At 55.9% G+C, this 16731-nt stretch carries 17 protein-coding genes; 13 read left to right on the top strand and 4 right to left on the bottom strand.

Annotated elements, in window-relative coordinates; genetic code table 11:
- The first annotated feature begins 268 nt into the window (after positions 1–268).
- From K3556_RS11510 to K3556_RS11520, 3 genes are read left to right on the top strand one after another with little or no spacing between them, the layout of a single operon-like run.
- Complete coding sequence (locus K3556_RS11510; protein WP_260516924.1) at positions 269–973, top strand: ABC transporter permease; 705 nt, start codon at positions 269–271, stop codon at positions 971–973.
- Positions 967–1683, top strand: coding sequence for an ATP-binding cassette domain-containing protein (locus K3556_RS11515; protein WP_260516925.1), 717 nt, complete (start codon positions 967–969; stop codon positions 1681–1683). The genes K3556_RS11510 and K3556_RS11515 overlap by 7 nt, the downstream gene beginning before the upstream one ends.
- Complete coding sequence (locus K3556_RS11520) at positions 1680–2474, top strand: substrate-binding domain-containing protein (RefSeq protein ID WP_260516926.1); 795 nt, start codon at positions 1680–1682, stop codon at positions 2472–2474. The genes K3556_RS11515 and K3556_RS11520 overlap by 4 nt, the downstream gene beginning before the upstream one ends.
- A 34-nt stretch (positions 2475–2508) precedes the next feature.
- Here K3556_RS11520 and K3556_RS11525 read toward each other — a convergent pair whose 3' ends face one another.
- The gene (locus K3556_RS11525; protein ID WP_260516927.1) at positions 2509–2919 is read right to left on the bottom strand and encodes a RidA family protein; all 411 of its coding nucleotides are present in this window, start codon (positions 2917–2919) and stop codon (positions 2509–2511) included.
- A 246-nt stretch (positions 2920–3165) separates the two neighbouring features.
- Here K3556_RS11525 and K3556_RS11530 point away from each other — a divergent pair, with 246 nt between their 5' ends.
- Positions 3166–3444: a hypothetical protein gene (locus K3556_RS11530; RefSeq protein ID WP_260516928.1), complete on the top strand. Its 279-nt coding sequence runs from the start codon at positions 3166–3168 to the stop codon at positions 3442–3444.
- Between the two features lie 204 nt (positions 3445–3648).
- On the opposite strand, the gene K3556_RS11535 is transcribed toward K3556_RS11530, so the two are convergent.
- The gene (locus K3556_RS11535; RefSeq protein ID WP_260516929.1) at positions 3649–4569 is read right to left on the bottom strand and encodes a LysR family transcriptional regulator; all 921 of its coding nucleotides are present in this window, start codon (positions 4567–4569) and stop codon (positions 3649–3651) included.
- 122 nt (positions 4570–4691) lie between these two features.
- Between K3556_RS11535 and K3556_RS11540 the strand changes: the two genes are divergently transcribed.
- The 3 genes from K3556_RS11540 (at position 4692) to K3556_RS11550 (ending at position 6868) form a co-directional block, all read left to right on the top strand.
- Complete coding sequence (locus tag K3556_RS11540; RefSeq protein WP_260516930.1) at positions 4692–5705, top strand: D-cysteine desulfhydrase; 1014 nt, start codon at positions 4692–4694, stop codon at positions 5703–5705.
- Positions 5706–5708: 3 nt separating this feature from the next.
- A complete protein-coding gene (locus tag K3556_RS11545) occupies positions 5709–6425 on the top strand; it encodes an aspartate/glutamate racemase family protein (protein WP_260516931.1) in 717 nt (238 codons plus the stop codon).
- Between the two features lie 95 nt (positions 6426–6520).
- The gene (locus K3556_RS11550; protein ID WP_260516932.1) at positions 6521–6868 is read left to right on the top strand and encodes a RidA family protein; all 348 of its coding nucleotides are present in this window, start codon (positions 6521–6523) and stop codon (positions 6866–6868) included.
- A 4-nt stretch (positions 6869–6872) separates the two neighbouring features.
- Here K3556_RS11550 and K3556_RS11555 read toward each other — a convergent pair whose 3' ends face one another.
- On the bottom strand, positions 6873–7712 hold the full coding sequence (locus tag K3556_RS11555; RefSeq protein WP_260516933.1) for a LysR family transcriptional regulator: 840 nt from the start codon (positions 7710–7712) through the stop codon (positions 6873–6875).
- A 312-nt stretch (positions 7713–8024) separates the two neighbouring features.
- Here K3556_RS11555 and K3556_RS11560 point away from each other — a divergent pair, with 312 nt between their 5' ends.
- The 4 genes from K3556_RS11560 to K3556_RS11575 all read left to right on the top strand — a co-directional run bounded on the left by K3556_RS11560 (position 8025) and on the right by K3556_RS11575 (position 12396).
- Complete coding sequence (locus K3556_RS11560; RefSeq protein ID WP_260516934.1) at positions 8025–8990, top strand: glycine betaine ABC transporter substrate-binding protein; 966 nt, start codon at positions 8025–8027, stop codon at positions 8988–8990.
- Between the two features lie 87 nt (positions 8991–9077).
- On the top strand, positions 9078–10133 hold the full coding sequence (locus K3556_RS11565; protein ID WP_260516935.1) for a glycine betaine/L-proline ABC transporter ATP-binding protein: 1056 nt from the start codon (positions 9078–9080) through the stop codon (positions 10131–10133).
- A complete protein-coding gene (locus K3556_RS11570) occupies positions 10130–11680 on the top strand; it encodes an ABC transporter permease subunit (protein WP_260516936.1) in 1551 nt (516 codons plus the stop codon). Before K3556_RS11565 ends, K3556_RS11570 begins: the two co-directional genes overlap by 4 nt.
- Positions 11677–12396, top strand: a complete 720-nt coding sequence (locus tag K3556_RS11575; protein WP_260516937.1) for an alpha/beta fold hydrolase — start codon at positions 11677–11679, stop codon at positions 12394–12396. Before K3556_RS11570 ends, K3556_RS11575 begins: the two co-directional genes overlap by 4 nt.
- Positions 12397–12474: 78 nt before the next feature.
- On the opposite strand, the gene K3556_RS11580 is transcribed toward K3556_RS11575, so the two are convergent.
- Positions 12475–13113: an HAD family hydrolase gene (locus tag K3556_RS11580; RefSeq protein ID WP_260516938.1), complete on the bottom strand. Its 639-nt coding sequence runs from the start codon at positions 13111–13113 to the stop codon at positions 12475–12477.
- A gap of 376 nt (positions 13114–13489) precedes the next feature.
- On the opposite strand from K3556_RS11580, the gene K3556_RS11585 reads away from it, so the two are divergent.
- Complete coding sequence (locus tag K3556_RS11585; protein ID WP_260516939.1) at positions 13490–14515, top strand: ABC transporter substrate-binding protein; 1026 nt, start codon at positions 13490–13492, stop codon at positions 14513–14515.
- A gap of 2 nt (positions 14516–14517) precedes the next feature.
- Positions 14518–16731, top strand: a complete 2214-nt coding sequence (locus K3556_RS11590; RefSeq protein ID WP_260516940.1) for an iron ABC transporter permease — start codon at positions 14518–14520, stop codon at positions 16729–16731.

Here is a 16731-nt window from a genome sequence, read left to right on the forward strand (position 1 = left end):
CCCCTCTTAACCAACTTACCAATCATAAGCCTGCGTCTGTAATTTGGTTCACATGTTAACTAATTAAGGGAAGCACTGTCAACCCGAAGCGCGCACACTGGGCCAAACAAAACGTTTGTCGCGCGGCTATAGGCCGAAAAGGCTCGAAAAATGGCCACAATGACGTTTCCAGCCCAAAATACGGTTTTTTTGTCACCCTTAGTGTGGTTGATCTGCTGCTGACTGGGCGTCGAAGCTGACCGGTTCGGTCAATACTCAAGGGGAAGGCATGATTGATATCTGGTCTGGCATGACCCAAGCGTTCTGGCTTTTGGTGACGCTTGATGCCGATCTTGTTGAAATTACGCTAAGATCACTGCGCGTTACGTTGACCGCGCTGGTGATCGCCTGTGCGATTGCGCTGCCGTTGGGCGCATTTCTGGCCGTGCGCCGTTTCCGTGCCCGTCGGGTCACAATCGCCGTTCTGAATGCCCTGATGGGTCTGCCACCGGTCGTGGTTGGCTTGATCGTCTACGTGCTTTTCAGCCGCTCCGGGCCGCTTGGGGTGTTCGGATTGTTGTTTACGCCCACGGCAATGATCATTGCACAGGTTATCATCATCACGCCGCTGATCGCGTCGATCGCACACCAGGCGCTGCGTGAGCTCTGGTCAGATTATCATGACCTGCTGATCTCGATGAACACGACACAGCGGCAGCGCATTCAAGCCCTTCTGTGGGACGGCCGGCGCGCATTGCTGACGGCCGCGCTGGCGGGGTTCGGGCGTGCCATCGGCGAAGTCGGCGCGATCATGGTGGTGGGCGGAAACATCGACCACCACACCCGCGTTTTGACCACGGCGATCGCGCTGGAAACCGGAAAAGGCGACTTCGCCCTGGCCCTTGGTCTTGGGTTCGTTCTGATCTTCATGGCAATTGCCGTGAACCTGGCCATCCACGTCATCAGCCGCACAGAACAGGGGGGACGATGGTGAGCAAGCTGTTCCCTGTGGTCATCAACGATGCGTCGGTGCGCCGTGCGGGCAAAGTGTTGCTCGCCCCTACCGATCTGACGCTCAAGGGTCACGGCGTCACAATTGTGATCGGGCCAAATGGCGCGGGCAAGACCTCGTTGCTGCGGATGCTGCACGGGATTGCGCGGTTGGGCAGCGGGTCCATTACCTGGGCCTGCCCCGACGACGAAGCCCGGCGCCGACAAGCCTTTGTCTTCCAATCCCCTATCATCATGCGCCGCTCGGTTTTGGGAAATCTGGTCTATCCGCTTCGCCAGACCGGGATGTCGCGCGCCGACGCCAACGCGCGCGCGGCACAGGCTGCCGATGAGGTTGGGCTGGGCGAGATGCTCGACCGCCCTGCCCTGTTTCTGTCGGGCGGTGAACGGCAAAAACTTGCGCTGGCCCGCGCCTTGATCACCAAGCCAGATCTGCTGTTTCTGGACGAGCCATGTGCATCGCTTGACGGGCGCGCAACCCGCGAAATAGAGGCCATACTGACGCGCACGGCAACAGCCGGAACACGGTTGATCATGTCGACCCACGATATGGGGCAAGCGCGGCGTCTGGCGACCGAAGTCATTTTCCTGCTGAACGGGAAAATCCACGAACACAGCCCGGCAGAGCAATTCTTTGCAGGGCCAACAACCGCACAGGCAGCGGCATTTCTTAAAGGGGATATTGTCGAATGATCCGGTTTATTCTGGGGGCCATAACATCTTTGGCTCTTGCTGGCACCGCACTTGCCGACGACATGAAGCTTGCGGTGACGACGTCATTCCACAACTCGGGTCTGGCTGACATCTTGCTGCCGCAGATCAAACAAGACACGGGCATCGAGGTCCAGCTTTTGGTTGTCGGCACCGGTCAGGCAATCAAGCTAGGTGCAGGGGGGGACGTAGACGCAATCTTGGTGCATTCACGCTCAGCCGAGGAGGAATTCTTGGCAGAGGGTTTAGGCACCCATCGCCGCGAGATAATGTACAATGACTTCGTTTTCATTGGCCCCAAAGCGGATGAGGCCAAGCTGGCCGAGGCGACAAGCGCCACCGATGCCCTGACGCGCATCGCAACCGCCACCGCACCCTTTGTCAGCCGCGGTGATGACAGCGGTACCCACAAAAAAGAACGAAGCCTGTGGGCCGCCGCAGACCTCGCCCCCTCTGGCGCATGGTACAATGAAGTCGGCGCAGGTATGGGGGCGGCTCTGAACACGGCTGCAGCCTTGGATGCCTATATCATGTCAGACCGAGCGAGCTGGCTGAACTTTGCCAATAAGGGCGAACTGGCGCTGATCTACGCAGGTGATCCGTTGCTGTTCAACCAGTATGCCTTTTTGCCGGTAAACTCGGAAAAGCACCCGCATGTTAAAGCAGCGCTGACCGCGAAACTGGAAGACTGGCTGGTGTCCGAAACCGCGAAGTTACTGATCAATGGCTATAGGATCAACGGCGAGACCTTGTTTGTTTTCAATGCCGATTAACGCGGGCTGACAACCGCCTTGCCCGACCGCCGCGTCACTGGCCAGCATGATCTGCGATGACCGCGTCGACCTCGATTTCGACCAGCCATTCTGGGTTCACAAATCTTGTCACAGCCATGATCGTGTCAACAGGGCGCGCATCAAGGCAATATGGTTTGCGCGCATCGATGGCTGCTTTCCAGTTCTCGATGTCGGTCAGGATAACTCTCGTGCGGACGATGTCCTGCAAACCGGAACCAGCCTGTTCCAGCGCCGCCTTGATGATCTCAAAACACTGCGTTGTCTGTGCGTGGACATCGCCAATGCCGACGGTCTTCCCATCCCGGTCGACTGGGGCGGTCCCGCCAACCGAAATATATGGCCCAACCCGCACCGCGCGGCTGAACCCGACAATCTGTTCCATCGGGTTTCCGTTTGATACCAACTGCCGCTTTAGTTCCGTCATGTCTTTCTCCTCTACAGGTATATCGTCTCAACGCATTGTATCGGAGTATCCGGTCTGAGAACGGTAAATCGCAGACATCGCCGAATTTGATGTGTTGCGCGCTGGTGAGAACGGCGCATGAACTTTGCAGCGGGGTCGGCACATGTCACGGCCATAGGGCCATTTCGGGTGTTTTGCGTGATTGAGGCAAATCAATGCTTCGATGCCGCCTTGCTGCTAATTTCTGGTTAGTTTGGGGGGAATGAGATGATCACTTTGGATGATATTGAAGACATGTCTGCGCTTACGCGCGCGGAGATCGACGCGCTTGCAGAACACGAACACTCGAATGAGTTCGATGCCGCTGTCATGGGGGACTACCTCATGCATGTTCATCACGGCCCCCAAAAAGTTCATCAGATGATTTGCGAGGATATTCGCGCCGCATTGCACGACGACAACGCGCCCCACGCGCGTAAACTGTTCGCTGTTCTGCGTGGGTTTCTTTACGAATACCCGGAAGCCGCCCGCGGCGTGGGCGACTAACACCACAAACCAGACCACAGCATTTGAACAGGTCGCTGGGTAGGTTATGCGCGCAGCCAGACCAACCAGATGAACCATACGCGATACTCGTTTAAATCACCTTTTTTGCCCGATACCCTGATGACGGTCACAGCTGGCCCTTGTTGACCAAATTGCGGTGCCGATGAACCCACCACCCTGAATTTCATTCCACTGGTTGAGGTCTTACGTCGCGTCTGGTGGGCAATCTCCGACAGTGCGAAGCTGCAGTTGCTTTGCAAGATGTTGCCATACCTGCTCGGCATGCTCAGATTGGGCCTCAGAAAGGCGCACCATACGAATGATCAGCGGTTGCGAAGGCAAGACATCGTCGATCCGCACCAGCGAGCCATTGGACATATGATCACCAACAAGGGATTGCGGCAACCATGCGATACCAATGCCCGTTAGCACCAGTTGCAGCATCGCCAGTGTCAGTGCGGTTTCGGCGATTGCCGACACAGTGGTGCCTTTTGGCAAGCGCGGGTTGATCATTCGGGCAAATACCTGCCCCAGAAAGACCTCAGGTGGATAGCTTATCATCGGAAGAAACGCCACGTCGGCCTTGGTGCGGCCGTTCGGCGTCGCGACCGGGATCAACATGTCCGTCCCAAGCGTGACCGTTTCGAAAGCATTGCCGGGCTCGGGTGTTTCATCACCCGGAAGCGCATACATAATCGCAAAATCGACCTGCTTGGAGATCAGATGCATCAGGCATTCGTCCTGATTGCCTGAACGCACCCGCGTTGATGTCTGACCATTTGCGGTCAAAGCCAGAACCACTTGCGGCGACACGGTGGTCGTCAGCGCGTGCTGACAGACAAAACCCAGTGATTTCGCGGTCTGGTCGCTGGCGGTCTTCATTGTGTGGCGCAACGTGTGCAATCGCGCGCTAAGATCACGCAGCTCGGGTTCAAGCGCCTGCACACCGGGCATAAGGGTTACAGGTTTGCGGCGGCGGTCAAACAGCGTCGCACCGATGCTGTCTTCGATAATTCGCACCCGGCGCGTAAAGGCCGACTGAGTCAGCAGCCGTCGTTCCGCCGCCCGCGCCAGCGAACCGCCATCAAGCACCGCCAAAATATCGTCAATCCATTCAAGCCGCATGGAACATCGATAGCGTAACCCGCTGTAACTTGCAATTAATGCAACTTATTGGCCAAATTTTGCATTAGGAACTGCCCTCTTTAGTGGATAAATTGATGAAAGCCAAAATTAGGAGTCCTCCCATGCATCTCGCCCGCTTTCCCCGCCTGCACCTTGCCCACCTGCCCACGCCGCTTGAGCCGATGAAGCGGCTGTCCAAGGAACTGGGTTGCGAGATCTGGATCAAGCGCGACGATTGCACTGGCATGTCGACGGGCGGAAACAAGACCCGCAAGCTTGAATTCCTGATGGCGGAAGCCGAGGCACAGGGCGCTGACATGGTCATGACGCAGGGGGCGACCCAAACCAACCATGGCCGCCAGACCGCGGCATTTGCCGCCAAGCTGGGCCTTGACTGTCACATCCTTTTGGAAGACCGCACCGGCTATCAGGATGGCAACTACAACACCAACGGCAATGTGCTGCTTGATCATCTGCATGGCGCCACGACCGAGAAATTCCCCGGTGGCCACGATATGGTGGCCGAGATGGAAAAAGCCGCCGAGACATTTCGTGCAGCCGGGCGCAATGTCTATGTCATCCCCGGTGGCGGGTCCAATGCGACCGGCGCGCTTGGTTATGTGAACGCTGCCTTCGAGCTGTTGTCGCAGGCGAATGACGCAGGGTTGAGGATCGACCGTCTGGTGCATGCCACCGGGTCATCCGGCACCCAAGCCGGGCTTGTCACCGGTATGTGCGCGATGAATTCTCTAGTACCCGTGCTGGGTATTGGCACGCGCGCGCCGCAGCCCAAACAAGAGCAAATGGTGTTTGATCTGGCCTGCAAGACAGCGGAAAAACTGGGCTGCCCCGGTGTGGTCAAACGTGAGGATGTGATGGCCAATACCAATTATGTTGGCGAAGGGTATGGCCTGCCGACCGAAAGCGGGATCGAGGCGATCCGCATGTTTGCCGAATTGGAAGGCATCCTTCTGGACCCCTGCTATTCGGCCAAGGGTGCCGCTGGCCTGATCGATCTGGCGCGCAAGGGCGAGTTCAAGGATCAGCGCGTCGTATTTCTGCATACCGGTGGCGCCGCGGCATTGGGTGGCTATGACTTCGCCTTTGACAACTCCAGCCGCTGGGTGAATGTCTGACCAATGGCCGATCTTCGCACCATCGGGGTTCTTGGTGGCATGGGTCCCGAAGCAACCGTCCTACTTCAGCGCAAGCTGATCGAGGCGGTGCAGCCTCGCGATGACAGCGATCATATTCCTTTGCTCATTGACATGAACCCGCAGGTTCCGTCACGGATCGCCCATCTGATTGAGAGCAACGGCACCGATCCGGGCCCAACGCTTGCTGAGATGGCGCAGCGGCTTCAGACCGCCGGGGCCGTGGCATTGGCAATGCCCTGCAATACCGCACACCACTATGCGAAGGCGATCACCGACGCGGTCGATATTCCCCTTCTGAACATGGTCGATCTGGCTGCGGACCATGCGGCCAAAACGCTTGGGACTGGGGGATGTGTCGGTCTGTTGGCCTCGCCTGCAGTGCGGCGTATCCGACTTTTTGAAACGGCGCTTTCAGCGCGCGGTTTGTCTGTTATCTGGCCCGCAAAAGATCAGCCCATGCTGGATGCGATCCGTGCAATCAAGGCGGGCGACGCCGGTACGTCGCCCCGTGACACGCTGCTGTCGGCGTCAACCGAGCTGGCCGCTGCAGGAGCAGAGCTGCAATTCGTCGCCTGCTCTGAATTCTCTATCATCGCCGACAGTGTCGCACCGGAGGCCAATGTTCTGGACACTATTGATTTGCTCACAAGTTCGATTATCGAGACTTCACGGGCAGGTTTCTCGGGCAAATCTGAATAATCCGTGGGCCAATTACGCAAGCGCTGATTGCACACTGCTACCTCCCAGCTCAGATTCGGTAATTGCCCGGCCTGCACCCATAGAAAGGAAGACCCATGACCCAGATCGAACGAATGCACAGCACCGGCCGGATGAGCCGGATCGTCATCCATGGTGAAACCATTTATCTTTGCGGCCAAGTGGGTGAGGCCGGGGCCAGCGTGGCAGACCAGACCCGCCAGACCCTAGCAAAGATCGAAGGCCTTCTGGCCGAAGCAGGCTCTGACAAGACCAAGATCCTGCAAGCGATCATCTGGCTGGCTTCGATGGACGATTTTGCTGAGATGAACGCGGTTTGGGATGATTGGGTCCTCCCTGGCACAGAACCCGCCCGCGCTTGTGGCGAAGCGGCACTGGCCCGACCCGAATTGAAGGTCGAGATTACCATCACCGCCGCACGCTAGCGCTTTACAACAATTCCCAGAGCTTGCGCGCTGTCGGATCGAAAGCCGCTGGATTGGACAGCGCAGAAATCGTCAAACTGGTGCACCAACCCTCGTCCCCAATCGGTACCAACACGCCGTTGGCAAGTTCTGCAGCAATGGCTGTTTCGGGCATCCATGCAAACCCGCTTCCGGTCACAAGACGTCGCTTGATTGTCTCGACCAGGCTATCGACATAGATCTTTTCAACATTCAGCGGTTGGCGGCCGATAATATTCTCAACCACCATGCCCAAGAACGACGACCGCTCATAGGCCAGATAAGGGATCGGTGGGCCGTCCTGCCGGCCAAGATCCCAGCCCCGTGCGCGCACCGCTTCTGTGGCGGCCACCGGGATCAGCCGATCGGTCAACAGGTCTTTTCGCGCAAATGCGGCCCCGTCTATCATGGGTGAGACGGAATGATGGTAATAACACAGCATCACATCCACCGCGCCCTCTACCAAAAGTTCACAACAGGTGCTCAGGGAATCAGACACCACACGCGTGCGTAGGTCGCGAATTTGCCGTTGCATCTCTTCAATCCGAGTGGCGAGGTAGTTCACTGAAATCGTGTGAAGTACCGAAAATCGGACAAATTGGCTGTCTCCCCGATCAGCATCGCGCAATGATTGCCGCGATTCCGACAGTTGAGAAATCGCGGCTAGCGCGACCGGAAGAAACTGCTGACCCGCTTCTGTTAACTGCACCGGATAAGTCGCACGGTTGACCAAGGGCAAACCGACCCAACTTTCCAACGCCTTGATTCTGCGGCTGAAAGCCGATTGCGTAATGTTCCTTTCGTCAGAGGCGCGGGTGAAGTTCAAGGTCCGAGCCAGGCATTCAAAATCACGTATCCAATTTAAGTCCATGCGTTGCTGCACCTGTTTTTGGGATCCGCCCAAGTATAGTTAATCTATGCAAAAAAAGAATAGTTTGATGAAATGTTCGAATTGGCCCTCTTAAAACTTCGCGGTCTAGACTTTTGGGCAGTGCCCGGCGCGCTGTCTAAAAACCAGTTCCCGGTCCACATTTGCGGCACTTAAGCCAATTTAGCGCGAAGTCTCCGCTCAGTGTGGAACCCAAAAGAACCAAAATAAGCGCCAGAAAACCGGCGCATCTCAACAGAGGAGACTACAATGAAAACCAAACTGAAATCGCTTGGCCTTGCGGCTGCAGTCAGCGTCTTTTCGATGCCCGCGCTGGCGGCCGAAGAGGTGAAAATCGGTGTGCCATCTTGGACCGGCGCGCAAGCCATTGCCCACCTTCTGGGCGCGGTTGTTGAAATGCGGATTGGCGGAACGGTTGAATTCGTGCCCGGCAACAATGCCACGATTTTCCAAGCCATGGACCAGGGCAAGGGTGATATTGATGTGCACCCCGACGTCTGGCTACCGAACCAGGAAAGCTTTACCAAGAAATACGTCGACGAAGCAGGCACCGTGACGTTGTCCTCGAACCCTTACGAGGGCAATCAGGGGTTTTGCGTCTCGAAGGACTTCGGTGAAGCAAACAACATCACTGATATCGCCGATCTTGGTCGTCCGGACGTAGCGGCGTTGATGGACAGCGATGGCAACGGCAAGGGCGAGATGTGGATCGGCGCACCTGGCTGGGCGTCGGCCAACGTCAACGAGGTGAAGACCCGTGATTATGGCCTGCTTGATTTCATCGAACCCGTCCGCGCAGAAGAGAGCGTTAAGACCGCGCGCATCAAGGACAGTATCGCCAAGGGCGAAGGCTATGCCTTCTACTGCTACAAACCGCACGCCGTTTGGTACATGTTCGACGTCCAGATGCTCAGCGAACCAACATACGATCCGGCGAAATACGTGATGGTGCAACCGTCTGACGATGCCGATTGGTATGAGAAGTCCATGGTTGCCTCCAAAGACGCATTGAAGAACGTGCAGATCGCTTGGTCGAACTCGCTGGAAGGCCGCTCACCGGCTATTGCCGAGTTCTTTGCGAATTTCGCGCTGACGGCTGACGACGTCTCGGGCTTCGCCTTTGAGATCAGCGGCAAGGGCCGTGATCCGGCAGAGGTTGCGCGCGAATGGGTTGAAGCCAACCCCGACCGCGTGGACGCTTGGCTGGGTCTCTGATCCCGCCACCGCTTACAAACTTGCCGACACCGAAACCCATTGGTGTCGGCCACACCATCTACCCCTGAAATCACCGGGATGCAGCGCATGAACCCTGAAACCGTCGTAGAAATCTCCAATGTCTGGAAGATTTTCGGGCATAAGCCGCAAGCTGCTTTACAGGCGATCCGTGATCGGGGTCTGAACAAGGCTGAAGTACTTGCAGAATTGGGCGCTGTCGTGGGTGTTGCCGACGTAAGCCTCTCGGTCAACCGCGGCGAGATTTTTTGCATCATGGGCCTTTCAGGCAGTGGTAAATCCACGCTGGTGCGCCATTTCAACAGATTACTAGAGCCCACTGCCGGTAAGATCGAGATCGAGGGGACCGACGTCATGGCGCTCGGACCGAAAGAGCTTCAAGCGTTTCGCAACCGAAAAATTGGAATGGTTTTCCAGAATTTCGCCCTCATGCCGCACCGCTCGGTGCTTGATAATGTGGCGATGCCATTGGAAATTCGTCAGGTTGCCAAAAATGAACGAATGCGCCAAGCGGCGGCTATCCTCGACATCGTCGAACTTGGCGCCTGGGGGTCGAAATTCGCCCATGAATTGTCGGGCGGCATGCAACAGCGTGTCGGCCTTGCCCGCGCACTGGCCGCCAACCCGGATGTCTTGTTGATGGACGAGCCATTTTCGGCGCTTGACCCTCTTATCCGCCGCCAATTGCAGGACGAGTTCATTCGCCTGTCCAAGATCCTGAAGAAAACCACAATCTTCATCACCCACGACCTTGATGAAGCGGTTCGCATCGGCGACCGGATCGCCATTATGCGCGACGGCAAGATGGTGCAGATGGGCACTGCAGAAGATATTGTTATGCATCCTGCGGACGACTACGTGGCCGACTTTGTCGCCGGCATCTCGCGCCTCAAAGTGGTGCATGCCCATGCTGTTATGCAGCCGCTCGCAGCCTATGTCAGCACCAGCGGCCCTATCGCCGCGGATGGGCCACGGGTCGCGGAAAGCGAAACCCTTAGCAATCTTATCAACTTGGCGATCGACGACGAAAAACCGATCGTTGTTCAGTCGGACGGAAAAGACCTGGGTGTTATTACCCGCGCCGACCTTCTGCGCACCGTGATCGAAGGGACTGAAGTATCATGAGTGATCTTGATGACTTGGGCGTTAACCCGCTGGAAGATACTGAAAGTGAAGCCGCTCTGGCTTATGCGGAAGAACGGCGCGAAAACATCCGCACCTTCGTTCGCACCAGCCCCGATTACTACATTCGCAACTTCGACAAGATCGGCGCTTCGTCCCGGTTTACCGCCACATTCAACCTGATGGCTGGCCTGTTTGGTCCGATCTGGTTTGGCGCGCGCGGGCTGTGGTCTTGGGCCCTGCCTTTCCTGATCCTTGAGACCCTTGCCTTTGTGCAAATTGCGCGCGGTCTTTTCGGCGATCTGGCCGCAGATGCCATGGCCCGCATTGCCTCGATCGAAGGCACGCTTGAACTGCGCCGCGAACAACTTGCTGCCGCCATCGAAAGCAACTCCGAGAAAATCGATGTCTATCGCCGCACCGTCGAGTCGCTGGAAGAAAACATCGGCGGCATCCGTGCCGAGGCCGAAACCTTGGCCGCCGAAGGCCCGATGATTGTGCTTACGGGCATCATCATCTTGCTGATCGCCAAGGCGGCACAGTCACTGGTTGCCAACTGGGCGCTCGAAGCGCGGTTTTCTGATTGGCTGTCCGACCGCTCGGTCCGCTCTGCCATGCCGGTAACGCATATTGTATTCAGTGCCGTCTTTATGGCGCTGATCGTCGCGGCCGCCATGCTTCACTACAGCTTTCCAGGCCGTTTTTCGCTGCTCAGCCATTTCCCCACCGACCCCGACATCCGCCTGACCAGTATCTCTTGGGTCGAAGATTTTATCGCCTGGTGTGTGCGCAACTCGGAGGCTTTCTTCGATGGTCTGACATTCGGTATCCGCGCGCTGCTTGATGCTCTTGAAGTCATACTCGTCCAGACCCCGTGGATCGTGATCGCCAGCTTGATCGTGCTGCTGACTTGGCTCACCGCTGGCATACGCACGGCCATCTACTCGGGCGCTTTCCTCGCCTATATGGGCCTTCTGGGCTTTTGGGAGGGTGCAATGACGACGCTTGCATTGCTGGGTACCGCAGCCTGCCTATCGATTGTGATCGGCATTCCACTGGGCATGTTCGCCGCCCGCCGCCCGCGATTTTACAGCTTCATTCAGCCGATCATGGATTTCATGCAGACCATGCCTGCCTTTGTCTTCATGGTGCCCGTGATTGCGTTCTTTGGCGTCGGAAAACCAGCCGCGGTTGTGGTTACGATGATCTTTGGCGGTACCCCCGTCGTACGGCTGACTGTGCTGGGTTTGCGCGGTGTGCCTGAAAGCGTACGCGAAGCGGCGATCAGCTTTGGTGCAAACAAATGGTATCTGTTGACCAAGGTCGATCTGCCTTTGGCCAGCCCGTCAATCCGCGCAGGCATCAACCAGACCATAATGCTGTCGTTGGCCATGGTCGTCGTTGCCTCGTTGATCGGTGCCAAAGGGCTGGGTGAGGATGTTCTGGAAGCGCTGCAATATGCCAATGTCGGTCAGGGTATTCTCGCCGGATTCTCGATCTTGTTCTGTGCCATGATCCTTGATCGCATCGTTCAGGGGGGACGCAAATGAACCCAGTTGTCTTTGTTCATGGGTTTATGGGTGGCAGTCGACAATGGCAGGGGCAAATCGACTCTGACGCTGGATATGAGGTCATAAGTCTGGATTTGCCGGGATATGGCGAGAACGCGCAAAGCGAGGCCCTCGACAGCATTGCCAGCTATGCTGAATGGGCGCTGGACGAACTGAGCGCGCGCGGCGTCGAGCGATTCAACTTGGTTGGCCATTCGATGGGCGGGATGGTCGCGCAAGAAATGGTCGTACAAACCCCGGACCGCGTTGACCGGCTCGTACTCTACGGCACTGGCGCCACAGGGGTCCTGCCGGGCCGGTTCGAGACCATCTGCACGTCCAAACGCCGCGCGCTTGCAGATGGGCCGCAAACTACAGCCAGACGGATCGCGGCGACCTGGTTTCTTGAGCGGGAAGAAGCTCCTGGTTATGAGGCCTGCGCCGCGATTGCTGAACAATGCAGACTTCAGGCTATGCTCAATGGGCTCGATGCAATGGAAAACTGGAGCGGTGTCGAGCGCCTAGAAGATATCAAGGCCAAAACACTGGTCATCTGGGGCGACCGTGATCGCACCTACCCCTGGTGCCAGACCGAACAATTGTGGAAATCTATCTCCAACGCGAACCTTTCTGTGCTGCCAGGTTGCGCCCATGCCGCGCACTTGGAAAAGCCGGAGCTGTTCAACAAAATCTTGGGGGATTTCTTTTCAGCCTGATGACGCGTCGAATGGCGTGCGTTGCATCCGAAGTCCAGACCGAGTCCGCTCGTCCAGAACTTGACCGTGCCGCGAATATCATTTGTGCAAAACCTGAAAGACATCAAGCCCGGCTTCAAGCGCTGCCCTTACGCCTTCGGGAGAATCCTCAAACACGACGGTTTCGGTTGTCGAAAATCCCAAGCGCTCCGTCGCCAACAAGAAAATTTCCGGCGCCGGTTTCGGCGCAACATTGTCAGAGATAGAAACGACAACGTCAAAAAATTTCAGCAAGCCAGTTGCGCGAAGGGACGCAGTTGCAACCTCGAATTCAGCGTTTGTCCCGATGGCCATTGGAACCGACTGATCCAACGCCTGCGCCAATTTAAAAGTTTCGTCAATCGACGAGACTGAAGGACTTAGTTCAATGAAATTTTCAATGCTTTGTCTGATCGCCAAGGCAACGTCGAACCCACCCTGAACGTCGGCCGAAAAGGCAGCGAAAAGGGATTTTCGGTCAAGGCCCGTTCGCGCAAAGTACCAGTCGCGGTCCATGTCTTGACCTTGAGCCTGAACGGCAGCCTGAAATGACTTAAAATGCACCTCGCTGCTTTCGACAAGTGTGCCATCAAGGTCCAGAATGACGGCCCGATAGCCACCCGCCATGATCTCTGAGTACCAGCTTTCTGATGACACAGACCGCTGCGTGCCCCTCGCATGGAAAATGCTATCCATCATGGTGCGCTCTTTGAGGCGCTCGGAATAGATCAGTCTGGACTGTCACGCTTTCTCCCTAATTGAAAAGCTGATCGGTTAGCTGAAACAGATAGCAGGCAACCATGGCTATGTCGCCGCAATCGTGCATCTCCAGCTTAGAGGGTCAAGATATCCCTTCAGCCCATTTTTGGTCTCGTTCATCTGCAGATAGGGGTGGGGTCTACGAATTCTTTCGTAGGTGCGTAAATCGAGATCCCAACAAAAACTTATATTTTTCCGATGCTTATAGATTCTTGGCCCTGTGCGAATTTTGGATCAGTATCTTTTTGTTAGGTCAAATTGAAAAACCGGCGCTATCATCGCCCTCTAAATCCAATTCATTGGGGGGACCATCATAATGATCAAATTCAATAACTTGGCTGGCGCATCAGCCCTTGCAGTCTTCGCTACAGCAGGTGCGGCTTCGGCTGACGACCTGACATTCTACTGCTCTGCACAAGAAGACTGGTGCCAGTTGATGGCCAACAGTTTTCAGGACGCGACCGGAATCGATGTTGCGATGACGCGCAAGTCGTCAGGGGAAACGTTTGCACAAATCAAGGCGGAAAGCTCGAACCCACGCGGCGACGTTTGGTGGGGCGGCACGGGTGACCCCCATCTTCAAGCAGCTGAAGAAGGTTTGACGGCAGAATACATGTCACCAATGCGCGACCAACTGCATCCTTGGGCTATTAGCCAAGCGGAAAGTGCTGGCAACAGAACCATCGGGATTTACTCTGGCGCACTGGGCTACGGCTATAACACCGATCTGTTGGCTGCCAACAATTTGCCAACCCCTGCCTGTTGGGAAGACCTGCTCAAGCCAGAATTCAAAGGCCACGTACAGATGGCAAACCCAAACTCATCTGGCACCGCATACACAACGCTTGCGACGATGGTGCAGCTGTTTGGCGAAGAAGAAGGCTTTGAGTTTATGGCCGGCCTGCATGCCAACATAAACCAATACACCAAGTCAGGCTCTGCGCCGATCAAGGCTGCAGGCCGTGGTGAAAACACCATCGGTATCGTGTTTATGCATGATGCGGTGAAGCAAGCCGTCAGCGGCTTCCCGATTAACGTCGTGGCACCATGCGAAGGCACAGGTTATGAAATCGGGTCTATGTCGATCATCGAGGGCGCTCGGAACATGGACAGCGCGAAAGCGTTTTACGATTGGGCACTAAGTGCCGAAGCTCAGAACCTCGCGTTGGAGGTTAGTGCGTTTCAAGTGCCATCAAATGTGAATGCAAAGACATCAGAGAGCGCGCCGGACATGAGCACGATCAAGTTGATCGACTATGATTTCCGCACCTATGGCTCGTCTAACACACGTCAGCGCCTTCTGAAACGATGGGATGATGAGGTGTCGGTCCTGCCGCAGTAACCATGCGTCAGGTCACGTCCGATAAAGCGACCAACCCGGTTTTGATCTTCTGGATCATTGCCGGGTTAGCTGGCTTTTTTATCCTTCCCTGGTACGGGATCGAGGACTTTTTCCGCTTTGAATGGCTTGTCGATGGCTATCCATTCGATAGCGACTACGCCCCCGGAATCTTCTTGATCGGGCAAGGGGAAAAGCTTTGGCTGGCCCCGCTGATCGCGCCGTTGCTTGCCCCGATAGCCGTTCTGAAAAAAAGTAAATCAGACCCGATCTATGCACAGGTTCTTATCCTTGCAGGCGCATTTGGCTTTGGTTGGTTGGTTCTGCAGGGCTTTTCCATTGGTATTCGAGGTTGGAATTTCGGCTGGGCGACGGCCTTGTTTGGCGAATTGGACGATCGGCAATATGGCATGGGCTATGGCGCACTGATCAGCGCCGCTGCGTTCCTTTTCATCTTCACGCAGGGCCTTGCTGCACGGGGGGCCATCAACGGCGATGTCTTTGTTGTAAGCTCTATCGGCGGCGTCGTTGTGATCGTCACGGCTTTCGTGTTTTTCCCTATCGCCAAGATGTTGACCGCTGCGTTTATCACACAAGACGGGGGCTATTCTGTCGCCGTCTTCTTTTCCAAGTTTTTTGACGACAGGTTGTGGGGACTAAGTTGCCTGACAGGTGGACGATGTGGCGTCGCCTGGAACTCTTTGTTCCTTGCGGTATGCGTTGGTCTTATCACGACCATCCTTGGACTGGTTTTCGCTTTGGTCGTGACCCGGTCTGGGTTCCGCTTCAAACGCGGTTTGCGCGCCTTGACGGTGTTGCCGATCATCACGCCTCCCTTTGTGATTGGCTTGGCGTTGATACTGTTGTTCGGCCTTTCCGGAACAGTGACCGTATGGGTCTCAGATCTTTTAGGGGTGCAACCGACGCGTTGGTTATACGGACTGCCCGGCATCTTGATTGCACAAACACTGGCCTTCACACCGATCGCCTTTCTGGTGCTGATTGGCGTGGTCGAAGGCGTCTCTCCGTCAATGGAGGAAGCAGCACAAACCTTGCGCGCAACCAAGTGGCAAGTTTTCAAGACAGTGTCTTTACCGCTCATGCGGCCGGGCTTGGCCAATGCTTTTTTGCTGGGCTTTATTGAAAGCATGGCGGATTTTGGCAACCCGTTGGTGTTGGGTGGCAACTACGATGTGCTTTCAACCGAGATCTTCTTTGCCATTGTAGGCGCGCAATATGATCAAGGCCAAGCGGCCGTGCTGGCGATGGTTCTGCTGTTCTTTACGCTTGGAGCTTTCTACGCGCAGCGCCGCTGGTTGGGCAAAAAAAGTTATACGACGGTATCGGGCAAAGGCGACAGCGGCGTGCATCCTCATATGCCAACGGCGCTTTCACTACCTGTACTTGCAATCGCCATGATCTGGGCCGCGTTTACAATTGTTGTCTATCTGATGATCTTCTACGGCTCAGTTGTTGAGCTTTGGGGCGTGAACAACACCCTGACGTTAAAACATTATGGCACAGCCTTCTCGCTTCGCATTGAAGAAGAGGGCATCCGCTGGACCGGAGCAGCATGGGATAGTTTCTGGACCACCCTCAAGATTGCGGGGATTGCAGCACCGCTGACGGCTGTCGTTGGCCTCATCACCGCATATTTGCTGACACGCCAGACATTTGCTGGCAAAAATGCGTTTGAATTCGGGACTATGCTGTCCTTTGCCATTCCGGGCACGGTTATCGGTGTCAGCTATATTCTGGCGTTCAACGTCCCCCCGATTGAGATCACCGGCACCGGTATCATCCTTGTCGTCAGCTTCATTTTCCGCAACATGCCTGTCGGTGTGCGTGCAGGTATTGCCAGCATGTCACAGCTCGATAAATCTCTGGATGAAAGCTCGCTGACCCTTGGCGCAAATTCTTGGCAAACGTTCCGCCGGGTGATCCTTCCGCTGCTGCGCCCCGCCATTCTTGCAGCACTGGTTTACAGTTTCGTCAGAGCGATGACGGCGATCTCTGCCGTGATCTTCCTTGTCTCTGCTGAATACAATATGGCGACGAGCTACATCATTGGCAGAGTTGAAAATAACGACTACGGCCTTGCGATTGCTTATTCCACCACGCTGATCTTTGTCATGTTGTGCGTTGTTCTGGCGATGCAGCTCATCGTTGGCCGCACCAAGATCGGGCGGCGCATGACCCAGTCACGCACCAATGTTTAG

The organism is Aliiroseovarius sp. M344, assembly GCF_025140835.1.
GTDB lineage: Bacteria > Pseudomonadota > Alphaproteobacteria > Rhodobacterales > Rhodobacteraceae > Aliiroseovarius.